Consider the following 21918-nt stretch of genomic DNA (forward strand, 5'->3'; position numbering starts at 1 on the left):
CTGCAGGAGGGTGGCCGTTCTCGTGTCCACGACCGGGACGGTCCCGGCTGGTCGCACGTCATGGACGAGAGGCGCGGATCACCGCTCCCAGTCGATGGCCGCCCGCGACGTGACGAGTCCGCGGATCTCCGCTGCCGCCGCCTGGTGGTCGGGGTGCACCTGGTACGCGTCCAGCCCGACGAGGTCGTCGAACGTCGCGACGACCGCGACGTCCTGGTTCTTCCCCGGGTAGGCGACGTTCTCGACGACCTCGAGGGAGCGGATCGCCTCGACGGTGCCGACCAGGCCGGTCAGCAGTTCGCGGATGCGGTCGATCGACGCCGAGCGGTCGAGGTCCTCCCGCAGGGTCCATGAGACGACGTGGTGGATCATGCGCGGGCCTCGGCCTTCTCGAGTGCACGGTGGAGCCGGTCGGCGTCCACGTGCCAGTTGCTGTGGACCCGCCCGTCGACCAGGACGACCGGGATGTCCTCGGCGTACTGCTCGCGCAGCGCGTCGTCGTCCAGGATCGACCGCTCCTGCAGGATGGTGCCGGGATGGTCGGCCACGACCCGCTCGACGATCGGTCGGGCGTCGTCGCAGAGGTGGCAGCCGGGCTTCGTCAACAGGGTCACGGCGGGCATGTCATCACCCTAGCCCGCAGGGGGACCGGCGCCCGGACACACGAAAGCCCCGGCGGACCGGGGCTTCGGGTGCAAGTACTGGACTTACTTCTTGTTGCGACGCTGGTGACGCGTCTTGCGCAGGAGCTTGCGGTGCTTCTTCTTCGCCATGCGCTTGCGACGCTTCTTGATGACAGAACCCATAGTGGACCTCGCTCGGAACGATGCTGATGTGTGGACACCGGGCCCGAAGAGACCGCGGAAAATCAACCCGGCCGAGTCTAGCGGAGCGCAGCGGTCCTGTCGAACGAGCGGCGTGGCCGGGCGGACGGGCGCTAGCCGACGTCGGCGACCCCGCCGCCGCGCAGGACGTCGGCGACCGCGGACTCCGGGACGCGGAACGACCGGCCGAAGCGGATCGCGGGCAGCTCACCGGCGTGCACCATCCGGTAGACCGTCATCTTGGAGACGCGCATCATCTCGGCGACCTCTGCGACGGTGAGGAAGCGCACGTCGTCGAAACTGCCGCTCATGGTGGTCCTTCGGGTGACCCGCGCTCCCGCGCGGGATGGGTGTGACCTGTGTGGTCTCTGGTAACTGTAGGGGCCGACGGGACGACGTGTCCAGGCACTTCCGAGGCTCGGGGCCGAACCGTGACGTCAGTCGTCCTCGCCCCGTCGGGTGAAGCGCTTCCGACTGCTCTCGACGACGCGCTCCCAGCCCTGCTGCGCCCCGCTGAACGCCGCGGTCGCGCGGTAGGACGCCTCGGCCATCACGCGGCCGAGCTCCGTGCCGACCTCGACCGTGGCCTTGCCGGCGGTGCCGTTGCGGCGGATCGAGACCGGCTGGCCGTCGAGCGTCCAGGCCGTCGTGGCGGGGGTGCCGTCGGCGTCCACCGCGCCGGTGAACGGGACCACCCACTCCTCGAGCCGGACGAGGGGCTCGGGGTCGAGGCGGTAGAAGCGGTGCTGGCCCTCATCGCGCGTGGACACGAGGCCGTTGTCCCGCAGGACCCGGAGGTGCTTCGACACGGTCGGCTGGCTCACGCCGAGCTTCGTGACGAGCTGCCCGACGCTGAGCTCGCCCCCGGTGCTGTCCGACCCGTACGCGGCGAGCAGCGCACCGAGCAGTTCGCGCCGGGTCGGGTCCGCCACGACGGTGAAGATGTCGGCCATGCGGCAAGGCTAGTCGGGCGGGCACGGATGTACCATGACCGCTGTCCCGCCCATGTCCCCGGAGGCATACGATGCTCGACCGCACCGAGCCGCTCCCGCCCCAGGTGAGCGCCTCCCGGCGACAGGTGAGCCGGATCGCCGCGGTGCTGCGCTCCTCGCCCTCCCGACTGGCGATCCTCGTCTTCATCGCGCTGGTGCTCCTGTTCACGCTGCTGTTCATGACGCCGATGGCCTCGGCGGACGGCACGACGACGCACTTCTCGGACGCCCTGTTCACCGCCGCGTCGGTCGTCTGCGTGACCGGACTCGCCACGGTCGACATGGCCACGCACTGGTCGGTGTTCGGCAAGACCCTCGTGGTGATCGGCACGCAGATCGGCGCCGTCGGGGTCCTGACCTTCGCGTCGATCCTCGGGCTCGTGGTGACCCGTCGGCTCGGGCTCCGCGCGAAGCTCATCGCCGCGGGCGACTCGAACCCGCTCCGCACCCACCACGGCGCCGTGCCGGAGGGCCAGGCGGTCCGGCTCGGCGAGGTCGGCACGCTCCTGCTGACGGTGGCGGTGAGCACGCTGACCATCGAGATCGCGGTCGGGCTCCTGCTCCTGCCGTCGGTGCTCGTCGCCGGGTACCCGTTCTGGACGGCGGTGGGCGACTCCTTCTACTACGCGGCGATGGCGTTCACGAACACGGGGTTCGCGCCGAACGCCGACGGCCTCGCGCCGTTCACCCACGACTACTGGTTCCTGTCGCTGCTCATGGTCGCCGTCGTCCTCGGGTCGATCGGCTTCCCGGTCATCCGGACGCTCACCAAGCAGCTCCGCTCCCCGCGGCGGTGGCCCATCCACGTCAAGCTCACGCTGACCACGAGTGCGGTGCTGCTGCTCCTCGGCGCCGTCGTCTACACCGCGCTCGAGGCCTCGAACCCCCGCACGCTCGGGTCCGAGGGCGCCGGCCACACCGCGTTCCAGGCGCTCTTCTTCTCGACGATGACCCGATCGGGCGGCTTCGCGACGATCGACGTCGAGCAGATGCACGGCGCGAGCCTGCTCGTCACCGACATGCTCATGTTCATCGGCGGCGGCTCGGCCTCGACCGCTGGTGGCATCAAGGTGACCACCCTCGCCGTGCTGTTCCTCGCCGCCGTCGCCGAGGCGCGGGGGCGCCGCAGCATGGAGGCGTTCGGCCGCCGCATCCCGAGCGACGTCCTCCGCGTCGCCGTCGCCGTCGTGCTGTGGGGCGCGACGATCGTCGCCGTCGCCACCGTCGTGCTCCTGCAGATCACCGGCGACTCCCTGGACCGCGTGCTGTTCGAGGTCATCTCGGCCTTCGCCACGTGCGGCCTGTCCTCCGGGATCTCGGCCGAGCTGCCCGAGTCCGGCAAGTACGTGCTCGCCGCCACCATGTTCCTCGGCCGGGTCGGTACAGTGACGATCGCCGCAGCCCTGGCCGCCAGCCAGAGCCGGCAGCTGTTCCGCCGACCCGAAGAGAGGCCCATCGTTGGCTGACCGACGCGCCGACCGCCGTGCGCCTCACCCCGTCACCGGAGCCGTGAGCCACGACGCCCCCGTGCTCGTCCTCGGCCTCGGCCGCTTCGGCGCCGCGACCGCCGGGCAGCTCGAGCGCCAGAACCGCGAGGTCCTCGTCGTCGACACCGACGCCGCGCTGGTGCAGAAGTGGTCGGACCGGGTCACCCACGCCGTGCAGGCGGACGCCACCGACATCGACGCCCTGCGGCAGATCGGTGCGCAGGACTTCGCGATCGCCGTGGTCGCGGTCGGCTCGCACCTGGAGTCGAGCGTCCTCATCACCTCGAACCTCGTCGACCTCGGGATCCCGCAGATCTGGGCGAAGGCCGTCAGCCGGTCGCACGGCACGATCCTGTCCCGCATCGGCGCGAACCACGTCGTCTACCCGGAGCGCGAGGCCGGCGAGCGGACCGCCCACCTGGTCTCGGGACGCATGCTCGACTTCATCGAGTTCGACGACGACTTCGCGGTGGTCAAGATGCACCCGCCCCGCGCGGTGCGCGGCAAGGACCTCGCCACGACGGTCATCCGCACGCGGCACGGACTCACCGTGCTCGGCATCAAGTCGCCGGGGCGGGCGTTCGTGCCGGCGACGCCGGACAGCGTGATCGGCGAGGACGACGTGATCATCGTCTCCGGCACCGAGACGGACCTGGAACGCTTCGCTGCGCTCGAGTGACCCGCTGACGGCCTGGAGGCTCGTGGCGGGGCCCGCCACGATCCTCCCGTCCGGTGTTCGTCGCCCCCGGCGACGCGAGGGCTGGACCGCACGGTGTCAGGACCGCGCGATCTCCTCGGCCCGTCCGATCGCCGCGCGCGACGCGCGCTCCAGGGTCGCGGCGAGGTCCGCGTCCTGCAGGACGGCGACGGCGCGCTCGGTCGTGCCGGCCGGGCTGGTGACCGCCCGCCGGAGGTCCGCGGGCTCCCGCCCGGAGGCGGCCAGCAGCTCGACCGCGCCGCGGAGCGTCCCCTGCACCATCGCGGCGGCCTGCTCGTGGTCGAAGCCGAGGCGCTCGGCGGCCTCCTGCCACTGCTCGACGAGCAGGAAGACGTAGGCGGGTCCGGAACCGGAGACCGCGGACAGGGCGTCGAGCCGGTCCTCGGGCACGGTGAGCACGGTGCCGGAGGCACTGAACACGGACGACGCGAGCGCGACCGCGGCGTCGTCGGCGGTCGCGCCGGCGCTGATGCCGGTGACGCCGTGCCCGACGCCGATCGGGGTGTTCGGCAGCGCGCGGACGACGCGGACGCCGGCGGGCACGCGAGTCTCCATCGCTGCGGTGGTCGTGCCGACGGCGACGCTGACGACCACGGCGCCCGGGTGCAGGGACGCGGCGACCTCGTCGAGCACGTCGGCCACCATGTACGGCTTGACCCCGAGCACCACGAGGTCGGCGCCGCGGACCGCGTGCCGGTTGGCGTCCGGGTCCGTGTCGGTGGCGAGGGCGTCGAGCCCGCGCTCCCGCAGTGCCGCAGCCGAGCCCTCGGACTTCGTCGTGAGCGTCACGGTCGCCGGGTCGAGCCCCGCGGCGAGCAGGCCGTCGAGGACCGCGCCGGACATGGAGCCGACGCCGAGCATGGCGGTGCGGGGCAGTTCGATCGTCATGCTCATGACCCTATCCAGCGACCTCGCGCACCGGTCGCGCCTAGGATCGGGGCACGTCGGGAGAAGGGACACCTGTGAGCGCTTCGGGAGGCACGAGGGCGATCCTCGCCGCACTGGCCGCGAACGTCGGGATCGCGATCGTCAAGTTCGTCGCGGCGGCGATCAGCGGGTCCGCGGCGATGCTCGCGGAGGGCGTGCACTCCCTGGCCGACTCCGCGAACCAGCTCCTGCTGCTGCTCGGCGGACGGCGCGCGCGGAAGGCGGCCGACCAGGAGCACCCCTTCGGCCACGGGCGCGAACGGTACGTGTACGCGTTCGTCGTGTCGATCATCCTGTTCACCGTCGGCGGGGTCTTCTCGCTGTACGAGGGGCTCGAGAAGCTCGCGGCGCCGCACCCGCTCGAGAACTGGTGGCTGCCGGTCGCCGTGCTCGTCGTCGCGATCGGGCTCGAGGGCTTCTCGCTCCGCACGGCGCTGCGGGAGGCCCGCCCGCACAAGGGGTCGCAGTCGTGGGTGCAGTTCGTGCGCCGGGCGAAGGCGCCCGAACTCCCCGTCGTCATGCTCGAGGACACGGCGGCCCTGACCGGCCTGGTGTTCGCGCTGCTCGGCGTCGGGCTGACGGTGGTCACCGGCAACGGGGTGTTCGACGCGGCCGGCACGATCCTGATCGCCCTGCTCCTCATCGCGGTGGCGGTCGTGCTCGGCATCGAGACGAAGAGCCTGCTCGTGGGCGAGGGAGCGAACGACGCCGACGTCGAACGCATCCGGACCGCGACGCTCGACGGGCCGGAGGTCGACTCGATCGTGCACCTCAAGACCCTGTACCTCGGCCCGGACGAGCTCATGGTCGGCATGAAGGTCGCCGTCGACGGCGACCGGCGGCTCGGCGACGTCGCGGCGGGCATCGACGCCGTGGAGCAGCGGATCCGCGCAGCGGTCCCGGCCGCACGGGTGATCTACGTCGAGCCGGACGTGCTCCGGACCGGACCACGACCGCCGACCGAGGCGATCGTCATCCGCGCCGCCGACTGAGGGCAGCCTTGCTGGCGGAGGACCACCCGCTTCCGCCAGGCTCGTGTCCATGACGGCGCTCTCCTCGGTCCTGCTCATCCTGCACTTCCTCGGCCTCGCGGCCGTGATCGGCGCGTTCCTCGTGCAGGTGCGCCGGAAGGGCGGGTTCCAGACCGGCTGGATGGTCATCGGGCTCGTCACGCAGCTCGTCACGGGCCTCGCGATGATGGGCATCCTCGATGCCACGACGGACGGCGGGGCGAACCACGCGAAGCTCGGCGTGAAGCTGGCCGTCGCGGTGGTCGCGCTCGTCCTGGCGCTCGTCGCCCGGGCGCGTCAGGCGCAGGCCGACGCCGGGAAGGCGAAGGCGAAGGCCGCGCTGCCGTTCTTCCACTCGGCCGGGGCGCTGGCGATCATCAACGTGCTCGTCGCGGTGCTCTGGAAGTAGGGCGCTCCGCGGTCCGCGGTTCGTGGTCCGCGGTCCGCGGTCCGCGGGGTCAGCGTCGTTCGTGGAAGAACGCGTCGAGCAGTGCGGCGCAGGCCGCCTCCCGCACGCCGCCGACGACCTCGGACCGGTGCGGCAGCCGGCGGTCCCGCGCGATGTCGTAGACGCTCCCCGACGCCCCGGCCTTCGGGTCCCACGCCCCGAACACGATCCGCGGCACCCGGGCGGCGAGCGCGGCACCGGCGCACATGGGGCACGGCTCCAGCGTCACCACGAGCGTGTGCTCCGCGAGGTGCCAGTCCCGCGTGACCTCGGCCGCGGCCCGGAGCGCCAGGACCTCGGCGTGGGCGGTCGGGTCCTGCCGCGCCTCGCGCTCGTTGCGCCCCACCGCCACGACGGCGCCGTCGGCGTCGAGCACGACGGCCCCGACCGGGACGTCACCGGTGGCCAGGCACGCGCGTGCCTCGGCGAGGGCACGGTCCATGGCGGCGGTGAACGGGCGGCCGGCGGGGTCTTCCACGCGTCGATCCTGCCCCATCGGCACGGTACGCTCGACTCCATGCGAGTCCACGTCGCCGACCACCCGCTCATCACCCACAAGCTCTCGGTGCTCCGCGACCGGACCACACCGTCCCCCACGTTCCGCGCCCTGACCGAGGAGCTCGTCACGCTCCTCGCGTACGAGGCGACGCGCAACGTCCGCGTCACGGCCACGCCGATCGACACCCCGGTGGCGCACACCATGGGCGTCTCCATCGCGAAGCCCCGCCCGCTCGTCGTCCCGATCCTCCGCGCGGGCCTCGGCATGCTCGAGGGCATGGTCAAGCTCGTCCCCACGGCCGAGGTCGGCTTCCTCGGCATGGCGCGCAACGAGACCACGCTCGAGCCCCAGACCTACGCCGAGCGCCTGCCCGACGACCTGTCCGGCCGCCAGTGCTTCGTGCTCGACCCGATGCTCGCGACGGGCGGTACCCTCGCGGCGGCGATCGACTTCCTGTTCGACCGCGGCGCGGAGGAGGTCACGTGCGTGTGCATCCTGGGCGCTCCCGAGGGCCTGGCCGCCGTCGAGCAGGCCGTCGGCGACCGCAACGTCACGATCGTGCTCGGCGCCCTCGACGAGAAGCTCGACGAGAACGGGTACATCGTCCCGGGCCTCGGCGACGCCGGCGACCGCCTGTACGGGCTGGCCGAGTAGCACCACCGACGCGACGCCCCCGCTCGCGCGAGACCCTGCCGGAAGGCGTGGCGTCCCGCGTGGTCGGGGGCGTCCTGCATCCCGGGGGCCGGACCGCGCACCGTCCGCACGGACGGTTGACACGGGGTTGGTATACCGCTGATACTCGTCCCATGACTGCGAACCCGTCCACCCGCGTCCTCGAGACGTGCTCCTCCCGAGGGGCAGTGGGGACCGTCGGCACGATGATGCCGACGACGGCGGTCATGCGTTGTCGAATGTGTGCCTGATCGGTACCCGTTCCAGCTGGATCCCCCGCGACACCACCCCGGTCGCGAGCGTGTGATCCCCGGGTGACACCGAATCGACGACGGACAGCGACCGTGCTCGAGACGGTGCACCCGTACCCCCGGGAAGGCCCCGGTCCACCGACGGACCGCAGGGCGACACGGCGATCCGCCGAACCCGGACCGACGCATTCGACACCGCCGCGCCGCACGCAGCGCAGCAACCCGCACGGAAGAACCGCCATGTCGCTCACCATCGCCCAGCCCCGCACCGCTCACCGCTCCCCCGCGTCCGTGTCGACGGACCTCGGCACCGTGACGTCGATCCGGTCCCGTCGCGCGCCGGCCGCCCCGCCGGTCCCGGACGGCATCCCGACCAGCCCGGTCGTCGCGCCGCAGCGCAACCGGTCGCTGCCCGAGGGCACCGAGGCCCGCGGCTTCGCGCTGTACGTCGGCATCGACGAGGCGCAGGCCGCTGCCGCGGGCACCTCGCTCGCCGCGGTGGTCGAGCAGCTCAAGGCCCTCACCGCGCAGCTCGTGCCGACCTCGGAGACGTACGCCGCGGTGGCCGTCGCCGCCGAGGGCTCCGGAGGCCGCGACGTCGACGTCGTCCGGCTCGCCCTGCAGGACCGCTCCGCCGTCGCCGCCCGCAAGCAGGCCGAGAAGCCCGAGCCCGAGGAGACCGGGGTCGTCATCGACATCTCCCGGAAGCGGGTCACGCTCGACGGCGAGGCCGCTCCCCTGACCTACAAGGAGTTCGAGCTCCTGCAGTTCCTCGTCCTCCGCGAGGGACAGACCGTCGACCGCGCGGCCATCATCGAGGGCCTGTGGTCGGACGGCGAGGACGAGACCCCGAACGAGCGCACGATCGACGTGCACGTCCGTCGGCTCCGTTCGAAGCTCGGCGCGTTCGAGGAGATCGTCCGCACCGTGCGGGGTGTCGGCTACCGGTTCGACCGGCACGCCGACGTCGCGGTGCGCTACGCCTCGACGCCCTCGCCCGACCTCTTCTGATCCGCTCGGCGTCCTCCCGGTGAACTCGCAGCGAACGACCTCGTCACACGCTGGCGCGCCGTTACCTCGCCGTTATACAGTCCTTCTTGCAGACAGTGTTTGCTGTGGCACTGGCTGCGGAATGTGATTGCAGGACACTCTTGGTGCAAGGGAGAGGGCCGGTCGCCCAGAAGGCGACCGGCCCTCGTTGCGTCTGCCGACCCGTCCGCGGGCGTGTCCCCCGTCTGCACGGCGCGCTCGTGCTCCGTCGCTAGTGTGGGTTGACCGCACGACCGAAGGGGCCGCACCGTGGACGAGTCACGCCGCAGCGACAAGGCGACCGCCGTCGCGGCCTGGGAAGCACTGTTCCGGGCGCAGGTGACGGTCATGCGGGCGCTCAACGCCGACTTCCCGAGCGCGGAGATCTCGTTCAACGAGTACGACGTGTGCTTCAACCTGTCGACGCAGCCCGGCCGTCGGTGCCGGATGCGCGAGCTCACCGGACACCTGCTGCTCACCCAGCCGAGCGTCAGCCGACTCGTCGAGCGCCTGGCGTCGAAGGGCATCGTCGAGAAGCAGCCGGACCCGAGCGACGCCCGCGGGGTCATCGTCGCCCTCACGGCGCACGGGTTCGACGTCTACCGCTCGGTCGCCGTGCAGCACGCGCAGACCATCGCGGAGCAGGTCGGCGCCGGTCTCGACGACGACGAGCTCCAGACGCTCACCGCCCTGTGCACGAAGCTCCGGGTCGCGGCGGACGCACCGGGGCGGAGCACCACCCGCGTCCCGCGTGACCGGGCCACGGTGGACGCATGAGCGGCGCGGTCGTCTGGCTGCGGGAGGACCTGCGGCTCGCCGACAACCCCGCGCTCCGTGCCGCGATCGACCACGGTGGACCCGTCACGGTCGCGGTCGTCCTCGACGAGGAGACCGACGGCATCCGACCGGTCGGGGCCGCGAGCCGCTGGTGGCTGCACCACTCGCTCGCGGCGCTCGACGGCGAGCTGCGGGACCGGGGGTCACGACTCGTGCTCCGGAAGGGCGCTGCTGCCGACGTGGTGCCGGCCCTGGTCCGCGACGCCGGTGCGGACGCGGTCTACTGGAACCGTCGCTACGGCCGGGTCGAGCGCGACCTGGACGCCGGCATCAAGAGCGGCCTGACCGACGCCGGTACCGAGGCGCACAGCTTCGCGGCGAACCTGCTCTGGGAGCCGTGGACCGTCCTGACCGGCCAGGGCGAGCCGTTCAAGGTCTTCACGCCGTTCTGGCGCGCGGCGCAGGCGATGCCCGAACCCCGGCACCCGCTGCCGAAGCCCCGCGACCTGCCGGCGCCGGCGGACGTGGACGGCGACGACCTGGACGACTGGGCCCTGCTGCCGACCGCTCCGGACTGGGCCGGCGGGCTCCGCGACGCCTGGGAGCCGGGCGAGGCCGGGGCGCACCGGAAGCTCGAACGGTTCGTCCACGACGCGCTCGAGGACTACGACCAGCGCGATGAGCCCGCGATGGCGGCGACGAGCGACCTGTCCCCGCACCTTCGCTGGGGCGAGGTCAGCCCGTACCAGGTGTGGCACCGACTGCACGGCGAACTCGAGCCCGAGCAGCGTCGGCAGGCGCCGGCCTTCCTTCGACAGCTCGCGTGGCGCGAGTTCAACTGGAACGAGTACTTCCACTGCGACGACATCGCCACCGTGAACGTCCGCCGTGAGTTCGACGCCTTCCCGTGGCGCGACGCGGACCAGGACGAGATCGACCGCTGGCGGCACGGTCGCACGGGCTTCGACCTGGTCGACGCGGGGATGCGGGAGCTCTGGCACTCCGGCGCGATGCACAACCGGGTTCGGCTGGCGGCGGCGAGCTTCCTCGTGAAGAACCTGCTCGTCGACTGGCGGATCGGCGAGCAGTGGTTCTGGGATACCCTCGTCGACGCCGACCCGGCCAACAACGCGGGCAACTGGCAGTGGGTCGCCGGTTCCGGGTTCGACGCGGCGCCGTACTTCCGCGTCTTCAACCCCGACCGGCAGCTCGAGCGGTTCGACCCGCACCGCGAGTACGTGCACCGCTGGGTCCCCGCGGACGAGGACCGGCCGGAGCCGATGGTCGACCTCAAGGCGAGCCGGCAGCGCGCCCTCGACGCCTACGACAGGATGCGCCGCGGATGAGCCTGCCCGACGACCTGCTGGCCGAGGTCGACGCGCTGTTCCGCGAGCGCGTCGCGGCCCGGACGGCCCCGAGCAGCGTCTGGGGCGTGTTCGACCGCAACGGGCTCGTCGCCTCCGGCGGTCACGGCGACCGCGGAGACGGCCGAGCACCGGACGCCGCGACGGTCTACCGCATCGCGTCCTGCACGAAGAGCGTCACCGCGGCGACCCTCCTCACGCTCGTCGCCGAGGGCTGGGCCGACCTGGACGCCCCGATCACCGACGCAGTGCCGGCGTTCGCCGAGGTCGTGCTGCCCTCGCCGGACGCCCCGGTCCCGACCCTGCGCATGCTCCTCACCATGGCCGGCGGGTTCCCGACGGACGACCCGTGGGCCGACCGGCAGGAGTCGATCGCCGACGCCGCGCTCGACGACGTGCTCCGGCGCGGGCTGCTGTTCGACTCGGTGCCCGGGACCCGGTTCGCCTACTCGAACACCGGGTACGCCCTGCTCGGTCGCGCGGTGGCCGTCGCGGCCGGGACGACGTTCCACGAAGCCGCGACCAGCCGCGTGCTGGCACCCCTCGGCCTGGACGACACGGTGTTCCGCGCCGAGGACGCCCGCGGGTACGTGGTGACCGGGCAGCGCGACGACGACGGGTCGTGGACCCCGCAGCCGATGAGCGGACCCGGAGCGTTCTCGTCGATCGGCGGACTGTTCTCGACCGTCCGCGACCTCGCCCGGTGGGCACGACACCTGGCCTCCGCGACGTCGACCACCCCGGAGCCCGGACCACTCTCCCCCGCCGACCGACGGCTCATGCAGCAGGCGATGCGCGTCGTGCCGCCGTCGGTGGTCCCGACCTCGACCCGAGCGACCGCCTACGGCTTCGGGCTGTTCGTCGAGCAGGACCCGCGGTTCGGTGAGCTCGTCAGCCACTCGGGCGGCTACCCCGGCTTCTCCGCGCACATGCGCTGGTCCGTCGAGCACGGCCTCGGCGTGGTCGCGTTCGAGAACGCCACGCAGGCCAAGGTCTCCGCGGCCGCGGACCGGGCGCTCGATCTCGTGTTGGACCGAGCCCTCGTGATGGACCGAGCCCGCGTGCCCGACCGAACCCTCGGCCAGCCGGTCCCGGTCGCGCCGGGCGTCGAGCGGACCGCCGCCGCCGCCCGGGACGCCCAGCGCTCGGTCACGACCCTGCTCCAGCGGTGGGCCGACGCCCCGCAGGACCCCGCTGGCGACGCCCTCGCCGACCGCGTCTGCAGCCCGAACGTCCCGATGGACCAGCCGTACGAACGGCGACGGCGGGCACTGGCCGAGGCCGTCGCCCGCGTGGGTGCCGACCTGCACGCGGACCCGGTCGAGGAGCACGCGACCGTGCCCTCACAGCTGCGCTGGTGGCTCCCGGGGACGAACGGACGGCTGCGGGTCGAGATCAAGCTCGCGCCGCTCGCCGCCGGACTCGTGCAGACCCTGACGGTGATCGCGGAGCCCACCGAGCGCTAGGCCCCCGCACCGAGCGGGAGCGGCCGGCGGGACCTCCGGCGGTCAGACCGGCGGCCGTCCGCCCACGAAGCCCAGCGCACGCGACGCCACCCGGGTGCCCTCGCGCGCGGCGGCGCCGACCCGCACAGGGTCGGTCGCCCACGCACGCAGGAACCCGGCGGCGAAGGCGTCCCCGGCCCCGAGCGTGTCGACGACCGTCGCCGGGGTGGCCGGGACCCGCTGCGGGCTCCGGCCCGGACGTCCGAGCAGCGCCCCGTCGGGCCCGGTCGTCACGACGACGAGCGGCACGACCTCGGTGAGCCGGCGGGCGCCCTCGACTGCGGTCGCCGCGCCGGTCAGCGCGCGGGCCTCGGCCTCGTCCGGGAAGAGCACGTCGACGCCGTCCAGGGCGGCGAGGAACGCCTCGGGGCCGACGGAGCGGACCACGGCCTCGGCGGACGGATCGAGCGACACCCGCGCACCCGCGGACCCCGCTCGTGCGACGAGCCCTGCGATCCGCTCGGCACCACCACCACCGAGCATCGCCGCTCCGGTGAGGTGCACGATGTCCGCGCGCGCGACGAGGTCGCCCGGCACGTCCGCCGCGTCGAGGTCACCGCTCGCCGCGGGGTCCGTCATCGCGGTCCGGCCGCGGCCGTCGTGTACGGAGACGGTCGCCCCGGTCGCGGCGCGCGCGTCGTAGCGGACGTGCGCCCGGACGCCGGCGTCCGCCAGGGAGCGCTCGTGCCGGAGGACGTCGTCGACGCCGACGCGGGCGACGAGGTCGACCTCCGCCCCGAGCCAGCCGAGCCAGGTGGCGGTGTTGCCCGCGGCGCCGAGCGACCGGTGCTGGATCACGGCCGCCGGGTCGTGCGTCCCCACCGCCTCGGCGCTCGTCTGCACGAGGACCCCGTCGAGCACGTCGCCGACGACCAGGAAGCGCTTCCCGACGCCGCGACGACGACCCGTGACCTCCCGTCCGGCTCGGGTTGCTGCGGGCCGTGGGGGTACCACGACGGGCTCGGAGGACGATGACACGTCCGCCATTGTAGTCAAACTCGAGCATTTCTCTGCTTCAGGGAGGCTGCGAGCAGATGTCGATCCTCGCAGGTGCGGGATGTCGTGGTGATCAGCTAACATTTCAGGCGATCGGCTGCGTCGTGCGCGTCGACCGACCACCACGCGACCGCGACCCCCGGAGATCCCATGCCCAGGAAGCCCGACCCGACGCTCAAGCCCGCGATCGTCGAGAAGGTCGCGCAGCACCTGCTCGACACCAAGCTCGAGGACGTCTCCGTCCGCAGCCTCGGCCGGGTCCTCGGGACGAGCGCGTACCCGATCGTGTACCACTTCGGCTCCCGGGAGTCCCTGATCCAGGCGGTGGTCGACCACCTCGACGCCGACGTGGTCGATCTCGTCCTCGACCCCGAGGGCGACACCGACGCACTGGGCCGGCACCTCGTCACGGTGTTCGGCGGACTGGACTCCCCCGAACGCAGACTCGCCGCGCGGCTGACGTTCGAGCTCGGCTGCGTGGAGTCCATCGACGGGCGGGATCGCGAACGGCGGTCGTTCCGGCGGCGGATCGCGGAGATCGCTGCCTGGTGCTCCGCGCACGGCGCCTGCCCGGACACCGCCGAGCGCACGGCACGCGCCGCCGTCGGTGCCGCACGTGGCGTGCAGTGGGGCGCCCTCGTCGACCCGGCCGGCACGGACGTCGACGGCGCGCTCCGGGCGATCGCGCTCGAGGTGTCCGTCGGCTCCCTCGCCACCGCCTGACGGCGCCCGTCCGCCCGCCGGCGGGTCGCACAGGATCGACGAACCGCCAGCAGACGCGTGCCCGTCAGCCCACCCGCGGCCATCGGCCGACGCCTGTCAGCAGACCGCGCGCGACCGCCAGACTGCGCACGGCGACCAGACTGCGCGCGGTGACCAGACGACGGACGGGAGGCGCGGTACCAGCCGGCACCGCGCCTCCCGTCCGTGGGTCGGTCACCGGGGTGACCGACGTCGCGTCACAGGGTGACGAACGACTGCGCCTTCGCGTTCGCGAAGCGCGCTGCCACGTTCTCCCAGTCGACGATGTTCCACACGGCCTTGACGTAGTCCGCCTTGACGTTGAGGTAGTCGAGGTAGAAGGCGTGCTCCCACATGTCGAGCATGAAGATCGGGACGACGCCGAGCGGGACGTTGGCCTGCTGGTCGAAGAGCTGGAACGTGACCAGCTTCTGGCCGACCTGGTCCCACGCGAGGACGGACCAGCCGGAGCCCTGGATGCCGTTCGCGACCGCCGCGAACTGCGCCTGGAACTGCTCGAAGGAGCCGAAGAACTCGTCGATCGCCGCGGCGAGCTCACCCTCGGGGACCTTCGTGTCCGGCCCGAGGTTGGTCCAGAAGATCGAGTGGTTGACGTGGCCGCCGAGGTGGAACGCGAGGTCCTTCTCGAGCTTGTTGATCGCACCGAAGTTGCCCGACTCACGAGCCTCGCCGAGCTGCTGCAGCGCGGTGTTGGCGCCCGTCACGTAGGCCTGGTGGTGCTTGTCGTGGTGCAGCTGCATGATCTTGCCGCTGATGTGCGGCTCGAGGGCGGCGTAGTCGTACGGCAGGTCGGGCAGGGTGTACTCAGCCATCGGAGGTCCTTTCGTTCGTGGTTGTCGGACGGTGCTCCGCGACTCAGGAGAGCCGGGAACGTTCGGAGAGGGAGTGGAACTCCCGGTTGTGGTAGACCAGCGGCTCGCCGTGCTCGCGGCCGACGACGATGTCGAGGACCTCGGCGACGACCACGGTGGACGAACCGATCTCGGTCGTCGAGCGCGGCCGGCAGCGCAGGGCGGTGGCCGCAGTCGGTAGGTACCGCTCGCCCGTGGGCAGGGTCCCCCACATCGGGTCGTCGGCGGCCGGGCTGCCGGTCGCGGCGAAGCGCTTGGCGAGTCCGACGCTCAGCGAGTCGACGAGGTGCACGACGAAGACGTCGGCGCCGAGCACGACCCCGGCGGAGCCGGATTTCGTCGAGAGCGAGAACACCAGGACGGGCGGGTCCACGGCGACGCTCGCGACGCTCGAGGCGGTGAGGCCGGTGGGGCCGTCGGGTCCCTCGGCGGTGATGACCGCCACACCGGCGGGGTGTCCGCGGAAGGCGGCCTTGTACGCGTCGGCGGTCGTGGCCGGTGCTTCGTCGGGCATGGCAGTCGTGGGGTTCCTCCGGGGTGGGGTGGGCCGCGGCTGCGCGGCCACGTCCCAACGTAGGACCTCAACCGTGGTTCAGGTCAACGATTCCCAGGTTCGTCCGATCCCGGGCGCGCCGGAGGGGACGCCGGAGGCCGACACCCGGGTGCGCCGGAGCCTGCCCGGGGTCGTCGATGGAGCAGTCGACGTCGGGCGGCGGTCACCGACCCGACGTCTTCTGCTCCATCGAGTGCGCGCGAGCAAGCACGGGGCCACGCAGGACCGCCCGCGCCGGTCGCGCGCCGCCGGGTCAGTCGCGCTTGAGCATGACGACCGACGCGGCCGCCGCGACGAGCATGAGCACCGCGGCGACGCCCGCCGTGATCGTCACGCCGGAGTCGAACGCCGATCGGGCGCTCTCGAGCAGCGCCTGCCCGGCCGTGCCGCCGAGGTCCTGCGCCGCCGACACCGCGCCGCCGAGGGTCTCCTGCGCCGCCGTGTGCGCCGACCCGCTCAGGCCGCCGGGCACCACGACGTGCGCCCGGTAGGCCGTCGCGAGGATGGTGCCGAGCACGGCCGTCCCGAGGACCGCGCCGATCTCGTACGCCGTCTCGGACACCGCCGACGCCGCACCGGCCTTGTCCGCGGGCGCCGTCGAGATGATGAGGTCGTTCGTGACCGTCTCGGACGCGCCGATCCCGATGCCGAGCAGCACGAACGCGAACGCCAGGGCGACCACGGACGCGTGGTGCCCGAGGACCGAGACCATCGCGTACGCGGCAGCCGAGAACGTCAGCGAGACCGCGACGACCCACCGTGGGGCCACCCGGGCGACGATCGGCACGACGACGAGTCCGGCGACGATCGTGAGCACCGACCCGGGGATGAGCACCATCCCGGAGGCGAACGGGTCGAGCCCGGCGACGAGCTGCAGGTGCTGCGCGATGAAGAACAGGAAGCCGGTGAGCGAGAACATCGCCGCCATGTTCATGAGCACGCTGCCGCTGAAGGCCGTGCTCCGGAACAGCCGGAGGTCGAGCATGGGCGTGCGCGACCGGAGCTGCCGGCGGACGAACGCGATGCCGCAGAGCACGCCGACGGCGAGCATGGCGATCGCGAAGCCGCGCTCCTCCGGGTGCACGATCGACTTGATCGCCCAGGCAACGGGCGCGAGCGTCCCGAGCGAGAGCAGCATGCTCGGGACGTCGACGGGCCCCGGCGCGGGGTCGCGGGACTCCGGCACGAAGAACGGCACGCCGACGAGCATGAGCACGAGGATCGGGACGGCGACCAGGAAGACGCTGCCCCAGTGGAAGTGCGCCAGGAGCACACCGCCGACGAGCGGGCCGAGGGCGTTGCCGGCGGCGAACATCGTCGACCAGACGGCGAGCGCCATCCGCCGCTCCCCCGCGTCGGTGAACACGTTGCGGATGATCGAGAGCGTGGCCGGCATGAGCATCGCGCCGAAGACGCCCATCGCGATGCGGGCCGCGACGAGCATCCAGGCCTCGGTCGCGAACGCGGCGGCGACGGAGAACAGCGCGAACCCGGTCGCGCCGACGACGAGGATCCGGCGGCGTCCGATGCGGTCGCCGATGCTGCCCATGACGACGAGCAGGCCGGCGAGGACGAGCGGGTAGGCGTCGACGATCCAGAGCTGCGTGGTCGCGCTGGGGTCGAGGGCGCGGGCGATCGTCGGCAGCGCGAAGCTCAGGACGGTGTTGTCCACCGAGATGAGCAGGACGGGCAGCATCAGCACGGCGAGCGCGGCGAACCGTCGGGCGCGGCTGCCGGTGACGGCGGTGGCGACGGGGCTGGTGAGCAGTGCGGACACGGTGACTCCCTGGGGGTTCGAGCCGGACCAGGTCGACGGCGGAGCAGACGAGACGGGGCGCGGTGTCGGCACGCGCCCCGTCAGGACTCCGTGAGTGTACCGTCTGGACGGTATTGGTTGCAAGTGCAACCGAACAGCGGACGGGAGGCCCGTGGCGGCGCCGCCACGGGCCTCCCGTCCGCCTCGTGGTCACCCTGCGGACGCGGGTCGCTCAGGCGGACTCGCGCACCAGCAGGCGGTGGCGCACGGTGCGCTGCACCGACGTGCCGGAGCGCGGCAGCTCCCCCGCGAGCATGCCGAGGGCGAGGTCGAGCGCTTCGCGCGCGACCGCGCCGAGGTCGACCGCCAAGGTGGTCAGGGTGGGGGCGACGAGCGTGCCGACCGCGAGCCCGTCGACGCCGACGACACGGACGCGTCCGGGCACGTCGACACCGGCCCGACGGCACGCGGCGAGGACGCCGAGCGCCATGACGTCGTTGAACGCGAGCACCGCGTCGACCGCGGGGAACCGTTCGAGCGCCCGCGCGGCCATCGCGGCCCCGTGCTCGGACGTCGACGCCTCGGCGATCGCGATCTCCGGTCGGTGCCCACGGCGCCGGAGTGCGTCGATCACGAGGAGCCCGCGGCTGCTCGGGCGGCCGGTGTGCGAGGCGTCGACGATCACCGGGTGCCGCACCCCCGTGGCCGTCAGGTGGTCGGCGAGGTCCTCGACGGCCGACGCTGGGTCGATGCGGACGGCGCCGCGGAGGACCTCGCCGGCGGGGTCGAGCTCGACGACGGGGACCGTGCCGAGCCGCTCGATCCACTCGGGCGCGCGGATGCCGAGGTAGCCGATCACCACGTCGGTCTGCGCCCCGAGGGCCTGCACCGCGCGGTCGGAGTCCCCCGCGAGCCCGACGTCGGCGAGCATCACGTTCCACCCGCGGGCCGCCGCCAGGCCGAGCACCGCGGCCGCGAGCTCGGGCGAGTAGGGGTTCCGGAGGTCGTTCACCACGAGGCCGAGCTGACGGTCACCGCCGGTGACGAGCCCGCGGCCGAAGCGCGACGGCCGGTAGTGCAGGGCCGACGCGGCGGCCAGGACGCGCTCCTTCGTCGCCGCGCTGATGCCGTACATGCCGTTCATCGCACGGGTCACGGTCTGACGAGAGACCCCGGCAGCCGCGGCGACGTCGTGGATCGTGGCGCGGGTGGCCGACCGCCCCGCGGACGCGTCGGCGCCTGCTGCTGCGTCTGCTGCTGCTTCGTCTGCTGCTGCTCCGTCCGCTGCTGCTTCGTCCGCGGGGTGGGTGGTGTCGGTCGCGCCGGGGGGCGTGGTGTCGGTCACGTTCGGGTCGTGCTGTCGGCCGGGCGCCGCGGTCAGGCGCGCAGGTCCAGCCAGGCGACCTGTTCGGGGCTCAGCTCGACGGACAGTCCGGTCATCGACGAACGGGCCTCCTCGATGGTGCGCGGACCGAACAGCGGGAAGGTCGGGAACGGCTGGTGCAGCACGTACGCCAGGGCGATCGCGGTCGCGGGCACGCCGTGCTGCTCGCCGAGCTCGCGGGCGCGGCGGAGGCGCTCGAAGTTCTCGTCCGAGTAGTAGCAGCGCACGAGCTCCGGGTCGCTCGTGTCGCCGGGGGCGGCACGGCCGGTGAAGAACCCGCGGGCCTGGGAGGACCACGGCAGAAGCGGGACCTGCCGTTCCTCGAGCCAGCGCTTCGACTCGGGGTCGGTCGCGTGGCGGCAGCCGGCCCACGGGACGTCGTACGCCTCGGCGAGACCGAAGTGGTTGCTGAGGACCTCGAACCCGTGCTTGCCGTTCGCCCGGGCGTACTCGTTCGCCTCGTCGAACCGGACGGTGCTCCAGTTCGAGCCGCCGAACACCCGGATCCGACCAGCGCGGCGGTGCTCGTCGAGCACGTCGACGAACTCCCCGACGGGTACGTCCTCGTTGTCGCGGTGCATCATGTAGATGTCCGCGTGGTCCGTGCCCTGCCGCTCGAGGCTCTCGAGCAGCTGCCGGGTGAGCGACTCCGGGTCGCAGTAGGGGGTGTGGGCGCCCTTGGTGATGACGACCACGTCGTCCCGGATGCCGCGGTTCTCGATCCACTTGCCGAGTCGACCCTCGAGGACGCCGCCGCCGTAGACGTAGCCGGTGTCGAAGACGTTGCCGCCCTGCTCGACGAACATGTCGAACAGCGCGCTCGCGTGGGCGAGGTCGGGCTGGTTGTCGACACCCATGACCAGCCGGGACATGCGCTTGCCGACGCCGGGGACCTCGCCGTACCGCATCGGGGCGTCGTCGCGGACGCGCAAGGGGGCACCGCTCACCGTGGGGATGTCGGCCGTCTCCGCCTCGAACGGGTAGCGCAGGCCGATCGCGGCGCGCCAGCGGTCGAGCGTGCGGGCGGTCGCGAGCGTCTCGTCCAGGGTCATCTGCGATGCCTCGACGGCTCCGGCGCGCAGGGCGTCGGTCGTCGCGTCGGCCTCGCGGGCGTAGGGGTGCTCGCCGGCGAAGGAGATCGTGCGCGGCTCCTCGTCGACGGTGCTGACCGTGATCGTCGGGTCGGCCGACAGCGTCCACGGGTCGGCGAGGACGATGCGGCCGCGGCTGCCGTGGACGGTCACCGCGTTGTCGTCCTGCAGGTGCACGCCGGTCCGGACGCTCGCCGTGAGGCCGCCGCGGTAGGTCAGATGCGCCACCGTCCACTCGTCGACCCCGGTGGGGCCGAGGGTCCCGGTGGCCGTCAGGTCGACCGGCTCGGCGACGGCGACACCCGTCGCCGCCTGCACGATCGCGGCGGTCATCGTGACCGGGTACCCGCCGACGTCGAGGATGCCGCCGCCCGCCGTCGCTGGGTCGTACAGTCGACCGCTGCGCTCGCCCGTGCGGAACGCGAAGGACGCGTCCACGTGCAGGACGTCGCCGATCGCACCCTGTCGGACGAGGTCGAGGAGCGCCGCGGTCTGCGGGTGGAAGCGGTACATGTAGGCCTCGACGAGGGGCAGACCTGCCTGACGCGCGGCGTCGACGAGCGCCATCGCGGTGCCGTGGTTCGGGGCGAGCGGCTTCTCGCAGAGCACGGCCTTGCCGGCGGCGAGGGCGCGGAGCACGAGGTCGGCGTGGCCGGTGTGCACCGTCGAGACGTAGACGGCGTCGACCCGGTCGTCCGCGAGCACCCCGGCGTGGTCGACCGCGGCGACGTCGGCGAACCCGTGCTCGGCGGCCTCGTCGGCGAAGGCCTGCGCGCGCTCCGGCGACGAGCTCCCGGCGGCCACGAGCGTGCCGGTGCTCGCCGGCAGCTGCGACAGGAAGCGGCGGGCGATGCTGCCGGGGCCGAGCACCGCCCATCCGGGCCGGTCGGCGCCCGTGGACGGCGTGGTCGAGGGGGTCGCGGTCTGCGCTGACATGCGGTTCCTGTTCGTGCGGTGGGCCGTGCGGTCGCTGCGACGCTACCCACCGCCGAGCGCGCGGACAAGGAGTTCGTGAACGTTCACGGAACCGGCCGTTCGTCGGCGTGCGGGCGGTTGCCTAGACTCGTGCGCATGGCAAGCGCCCGAGACCGTGTCCTGGACAGCTTCGTCGCCATCGTGTGCGAGGAAGGCGAGCGTCCGGCGACCCTCGACGCCGTCGCCGCGCGGGCGGGCGTCTCGAAGGGTGGACTGCTGTACCACTTCGGCTCGAAGGCAGCCCTGGTGGAGGGGCTGTGCGAGCGGCTGTCCGACCTCGGGGCGATCGACGTCGAGCGGATGCGCGAGGCCGAGGACGGCGCCGCGCGCTACTTCGTGCGGAACTGCCTGTTCGTCGGCAGCGAGCTCGACCTCGCCCTCCTGGCGGCCAGCCGGCTGCAGCAGGCCGGGTACGAGGAAGCCGGCCGGACGCTCGACGACACCGAGAACGCGTGGCTCGAGACCCTCGTCGACGAGCTCGGCGACGCGCCCACCGCGCAGGCCGTCAAGCTCCTCGGCGACGGGCTGTACCACCAGGCCTCCCTCGGCGCGGTGACCGGGTCCGAGGTCCGGCCGAACCGCGGCACCGTCGACATGGAGACGCTGCTCGCCGTCGTCGACCGCCTCATCGCCACCCGCCCCGCTGCGTGAACCGGCGCCCCGTGGTCGGGGCGTGCACCGGCCCCGGCCGACCTGGGGATAGACTGGTCGGGATCCACCCGCTCGAACCGGAGGTACCACCGTGGGCCGCGTCATCGCCGCTTTCTTCTCGATCCTGCTGCTGCTGGTGTCGATGTACCTGTTCGGGTTCGCGTTCCAGGTGCAGTCCGGCCAGGCGTTCGTCTTCATGGGCGGCCTGCTGCTCATGTCGCTCTCGTTCTACCTGCCGATCCACGTCTTCGGCAAGCGCTGACCTCCGCGCCACCGGCGCTCGTCAGGGCGGCCCCGCACCGATCGGTGCGGGGCCGTCCTGCGTGTGCCCGGCTGTCGCGCTCCGCGTCCGCCGGTCGCGCTGCGCCCGACGGCCGGCGTCGAACCACGGAGCCG

25 protein-coding genes are annotated in these 21918 nt (G+C 72.8%); 12 read left to right on the top strand and 13 right to left on the bottom strand.

Going from position 1 to position 21918, the window contains the following annotated elements:
• Nucleotides 1-78: 78 nt before the first annotated feature.
• From DEU32_RS05850 to DEU32_RS05870, 5 genes are all read right to left on the bottom strand, one after another.
• Nucleotides 79-372: a Dabb family protein gene (locus tag DEU32_RS05850; protein WP_114849727.1), complete on the bottom strand. Its 294-nt coding sequence runs from the start codon at nt 370-372 to the stop codon at nt 79-81.
• Entirely contained in the window at nt 369-623 is a 255-nt protein-coding gene (locus tag DEU32_RS05855; protein WP_114849728.1) for a glutaredoxin family protein, read from the bottom strand. The genes DEU32_RS05850 and DEU32_RS05855 overlap by 4 nt, the downstream gene beginning before the upstream one ends.
• An 84-nt stretch (nt 624-707) precedes the next feature.
• Complete coding sequence (locus DEU32_RS05860; protein ID WP_003792170.1) at nt 708-806, bottom strand: 30S ribosomal protein bS22; 99 nt, start codon at nt 804-806, stop codon at nt 708-710.
• 131 nt (nt 807-937) lie between these two features.
• Complete coding sequence (locus DEU32_RS05865; RefSeq protein ID WP_058741922.1) at nt 938-1135, bottom strand: helix-turn-helix domain-containing protein; 198 nt, start codon at nt 1133-1135, stop codon at nt 938-940.
• Between the two features lie 126 nt (nt 1136-1261).
• On the bottom strand, nt 1262-1777 hold the full coding sequence (locus DEU32_RS05870; RefSeq protein ID WP_114849729.1) for a helix-turn-helix transcriptional regulator: 516 nt from the start codon (nt 1775-1777) through the stop codon (nt 1262-1264).
• A gap of 71 nt (nt 1778-1848) precedes the next feature.
• Here DEU32_RS05870 and DEU32_RS05875 point away from each other — a divergent pair, with 71 nt between their 5' ends.
• Complete coding sequence (locus DEU32_RS05875; RefSeq protein ID WP_114849730.1) at nt 1849-3282, top strand: TrkH family potassium uptake protein; 1434 nt, start codon at nt 1849-1851, stop codon at nt 3280-3282.
• Nucleotides 3283-3325: 43 nt separating this feature from the next.
• Nucleotides 3326-3982, top strand: coding sequence for a TrkA family potassium uptake protein (locus tag DEU32_RS05880; protein ID WP_174779406.1), 657 nt, complete (start codon nt 3326-3328; stop codon nt 3980-3982).
• A 96-nt stretch (nt 3983-4078) separates the two neighbouring features.
• On the opposite strand, the gene proC is transcribed toward DEU32_RS05880, so the two are convergent.
• A complete protein-coding gene (gene proC / locus DEU32_RS05885; RefSeq protein ID WP_114849876.1) occupies nt 4079-4909 on the bottom strand; it encodes a pyrroline-5-carboxylate reductase in 831 nt (276 codons plus the stop codon).
• 74 nt (nt 4910-4983) lie between these two features.
• On the opposite strand from proC, the gene DEU32_RS05890 reads away from it, so the two are divergent.
• Nucleotides 4984-5940, top strand: a complete 957-nt coding sequence (locus tag DEU32_RS05890) for a cation diffusion facilitator family transporter (protein ID WP_114849731.1) — start codon at nt 4984-4986, stop codon at nt 5938-5940.
• Between the two features lie 49 nt (nt 5941-5989).
• A complete protein-coding gene (locus tag DEU32_RS05895; protein ID WP_114849732.1) occupies nt 5990-6367 on the top strand; it encodes a hypothetical protein in 378 nt (125 codons plus the stop codon).
• A 49-nt stretch (nt 6368-6416) separates the two neighbouring features.
• Here DEU32_RS05895 and DEU32_RS05900 read toward each other — a convergent pair whose 3' ends face one another.
• Nucleotides 6417-6848, bottom strand: coding sequence for a nucleoside deaminase (locus tag DEU32_RS05900; protein ID WP_114849877.1), 432 nt, complete (start codon nt 6846-6848; stop codon nt 6417-6419).
• 75 nt (nt 6849-6923) lie between these two features.
• Here DEU32_RS05900 and upp point away from each other — a divergent pair, with 75 nt between their 5' ends.
• The 5 genes from upp (at nt 6924) to DEU32_RS05925 (ending at nt 12464) form a co-directional block, all read left to right on the top strand.
• On the top strand, nt 6924-7559 hold the full coding sequence (gene upp, locus DEU32_RS05905; RefSeq protein ID WP_114849733.1) for a uracil phosphoribosyltransferase: 636 nt from the start codon (nt 6924-6926) through the stop codon (nt 7557-7559).
• A gap of 509 nt (nt 7560-8068) precedes the next feature.
• Nucleotides 8069-8839, top strand: coding sequence for a winged helix-turn-helix domain-containing protein (locus tag DEU32_RS05910; RefSeq protein ID WP_058741916.1), 771 nt, complete (start codon nt 8069-8071; stop codon nt 8837-8839).
• A gap of 288 nt (nt 8840-9127) precedes the next feature.
• On the top strand, nt 9128-9634 hold the full coding sequence (locus DEU32_RS05915; protein WP_114849734.1) for a MarR family winged helix-turn-helix transcriptional regulator: 507 nt from the start codon (nt 9128-9130) through the stop codon (nt 9632-9634).
• Entirely contained in the window at nt 9631-10980 is a 1350-nt protein-coding gene (locus tag DEU32_RS05920) for a deoxyribodipyrimidine photo-lyase (protein WP_058743216.1), read from the top strand. The genes DEU32_RS05915 and DEU32_RS05920 overlap by 4 nt, the downstream gene beginning before the upstream one ends.
• Nucleotides 10977-12464 (top strand): serine hydrolase, encoded by a 1488-nt coding sequence (locus DEU32_RS05925; RefSeq protein WP_114849735.1) that lies wholly within the window; start codon nt 10977-10979, stop codon nt 12462-12464. The genes DEU32_RS05920 and DEU32_RS05925 overlap by 4 nt, the downstream gene beginning before the upstream one ends.
• Nucleotides 12465-12506: 42 nt before the next feature.
• On the opposite strand, the gene DEU32_RS05930 is transcribed toward DEU32_RS05925, so the two are convergent.
• The gene (locus tag DEU32_RS05930) at nt 12507-13481 is read right to left on the bottom strand and encodes a carbohydrate kinase family protein (protein ID WP_181819207.1); all 975 of its coding nucleotides are present in this window, start codon (nt 13479-13481) and stop codon (nt 12507-12509) included.
• A gap of 168 nt (nt 13482-13649) precedes the next feature.
• Between DEU32_RS05930 and DEU32_RS05935 the strand changes: the two genes are divergently transcribed.
• On the top strand, nt 13650-14222 hold the full coding sequence (locus DEU32_RS05935) for a TetR/AcrR family transcriptional regulator (RefSeq protein WP_114849737.1): 573 nt from the start codon (nt 13650-13652) through the stop codon (nt 14220-14222).
• 236 nt (nt 14223-14458) lie between these two features.
• On the opposite strand, the gene DEU32_RS05940 is transcribed toward DEU32_RS05935, so the two are convergent.
• The 5 genes from DEU32_RS05940 to DEU32_RS05960 all read right to left on the bottom strand — a co-directional run bounded on the left by DEU32_RS05940 (nt 14459) and on the right by DEU32_RS05960 (nt 20832).
• Entirely contained in the window at nt 14459-15073 is a 615-nt protein-coding gene (locus DEU32_RS05940) for a superoxide dismutase (RefSeq protein ID WP_058742645.1), read from the bottom strand.
• A gap of 43 nt (nt 15074-15116) precedes the next feature.
• The gene (locus tag DEU32_RS05945; protein WP_114849738.1) at nt 15117-15626 is read right to left on the bottom strand and encodes a flavin reductase family protein; all 510 of its coding nucleotides are present in this window, start codon (nt 15624-15626) and stop codon (nt 15117-15119) included.
• 292 nt (nt 15627-15918) lie between these two features.
• Nucleotides 15919-17442 carry an MFS transporter gene (locus DEU32_RS05950; RefSeq protein ID WP_114849739.1) on the bottom strand — a complete coding sequence of 508 codons (1524 nt, stop codon included), beginning with the start codon at nt 17440-17442 and terminating at the stop codon, nt 15919-15921.
• 211 nt (nt 17443-17653) lie between these two features.
• Complete coding sequence (locus DEU32_RS05955) at nt 17654-18766, bottom strand: LacI family DNA-binding transcriptional regulator (RefSeq protein ID WP_258554791.1); 1113 nt, start codon at nt 18764-18766, stop codon at nt 17654-17656.
• Between the two features lie 32 nt (nt 18767-18798).
• Nucleotides 18799-20832, bottom strand: coding sequence for an aldo/keto reductase (locus DEU32_RS05960; RefSeq protein ID WP_114849740.1), 2034 nt, complete (start codon nt 20830-20832; stop codon nt 18799-18801).
• Nucleotides 20833-20967: 135 nt separating this feature from the next.
• Between DEU32_RS05960 and DEU32_RS05965 the strand changes: the two genes are divergently transcribed.
• Complete coding sequence (locus DEU32_RS05965) at nt 20968-21522, top strand: TetR/AcrR family transcriptional regulator (protein ID WP_058742641.1); 555 nt, start codon at nt 20968-20970, stop codon at nt 21520-21522.
• A gap of 91 nt (nt 21523-21613) precedes the next feature.
• Nucleotides 21614-21784, top strand: a complete 171-nt coding sequence (locus DEU32_RS17095) for a hypothetical protein (RefSeq protein ID WP_174777903.1) — start codon at nt 21614-21616, stop codon at nt 21782-21784.
• Nucleotides 21785-21918: the final 134 nt, after the last annotated feature.

The organism is Curtobacterium sp. AG1037 (assembly GCF_003349855.1).
In the GTDB taxonomy this organism is placed as follows: Bacteria; Actinomycetota; Actinomycetes; order Actinomycetales; family Microbacteriaceae; genus Curtobacterium; species Curtobacterium citreum.

Excerpts from the sequence above, each read along its gene's own strand:
- DEU32_RS05935 (WP_114849737.1), top strand. The coding sequence starts at position 13,650 with ATGCCCAGGAAGCCCGACCCGACGCTCAAGCCCGCGATCGTCGAGAAG.
- DEU32_RS05965 (WP_058742641.1), top strand. The coding sequence starts at position 20,968 with ATGGCAAGCGCCCGAGACCGTGTCCTGGACAGCTTCGTCGCCATCGTG.
- DEU32_RS05870 (WP_114849729.1), bottom strand. The coding sequence starts at position 1,777 with ATGGCCGACATCTTCACCGTCGTGGCGGACCCGACCCGGCGCGAACTG.
- DEU32_RS05960 (WP_114849740.1), bottom strand. The coding sequence starts at position 20,832 with ATGTCAGCGCAGACCGCGACCCCCTCGACCACGCCGTCCACGGGCGCC.
- DEU32_RS05945 (WP_114849738.1), bottom strand. The coding sequence starts at position 15,626 with ATGCCCGACGAAGCACCGGCCACGACCGCCGACGCGTACAAGGCCGCC.
- DEU32_RS05925 (WP_114849735.1), top strand. The coding sequence starts at position 10,977 with ATGAGCCTGCCCGACGACCTGCTGGCCGAGGTCGACGCGCTGTTCCGC.
- DEU32_RS05875 (WP_114849730.1), top strand. The coding sequence starts at position 1,849 with ATGCTCGACCGCACCGAGCCGCTCCCGCCCCAGGTGAGCGCCTCCCGG.
- DEU32_RS05860 (WP_003792170.1), bottom strand. The coding sequence starts at position 806 with ATGGGTTCTGTCATCAAGAAGCGTCGCAAGCGCATGGCGAAGAAGAAG.
- DEU32_RS05865 (WP_058741922.1), bottom strand. The coding sequence starts at position 1,135 with ATGAGCGGCAGTTTCGACGACGTGCGCTTCCTCACCGTCGCAGAGGTC.
- DEU32_RS05910 (WP_058741916.1), top strand. The coding sequence starts at position 8,069 with ATGTCGCTCACCATCGCCCAGCCCCGCACCGCTCACCGCTCCCCCGCG.
- DEU32_RS05920 (WP_058743216.1), top strand. The coding sequence starts at position 9,631 with ATGAGCGGCGCGGTCGTCTGGCTGCGGGAGGACCTGCGGCTCGCCGAC.
- DEU32_RS05855 (WP_114849728.1), bottom strand. The coding sequence starts at position 623 with ATGCCCGCCGTGACCCTGTTGACGAAGCCCGGCTGCCACCTCTGCGAC.
- DEU32_RS05850 (WP_114849727.1), bottom strand. The coding sequence starts at position 372 with ATGATCCACCACGTCGTCTCATGGACCCTGCGGGAGGACCTCGACCGC.
- DEU32_RS05895 (WP_114849732.1), top strand. The coding sequence starts at position 5,990 with ATGACGGCGCTCTCCTCGGTCCTGCTCATCCTGCACTTCCTCGGCCTC.
- DEU32_RS05940 (WP_058742645.1), bottom strand. The coding sequence starts at position 15,073 with ATGGCTGAGTACACCCTGCCCGACCTGCCGTACGACTACGCCGCCCTC.
- upp (WP_114849733.1), top strand. The coding sequence starts at position 6,924 with ATGCGAGTCCACGTCGCCGACCACCCGCTCATCACCCACAAGCTCTCG.
- proC (WP_114849876.1), bottom strand. The coding sequence starts at position 4,909 with ATGACGATCGAACTGCCCCGCACCGCCATGCTCGGCGTCGGCTCCATG.
- DEU32_RS05900 (WP_114849877.1), bottom strand. The coding sequence starts at position 6,848 with ATGGACCGTGCCCTCGCCGAGGCACGCGCGTGCCTGGCCACCGGTGAC.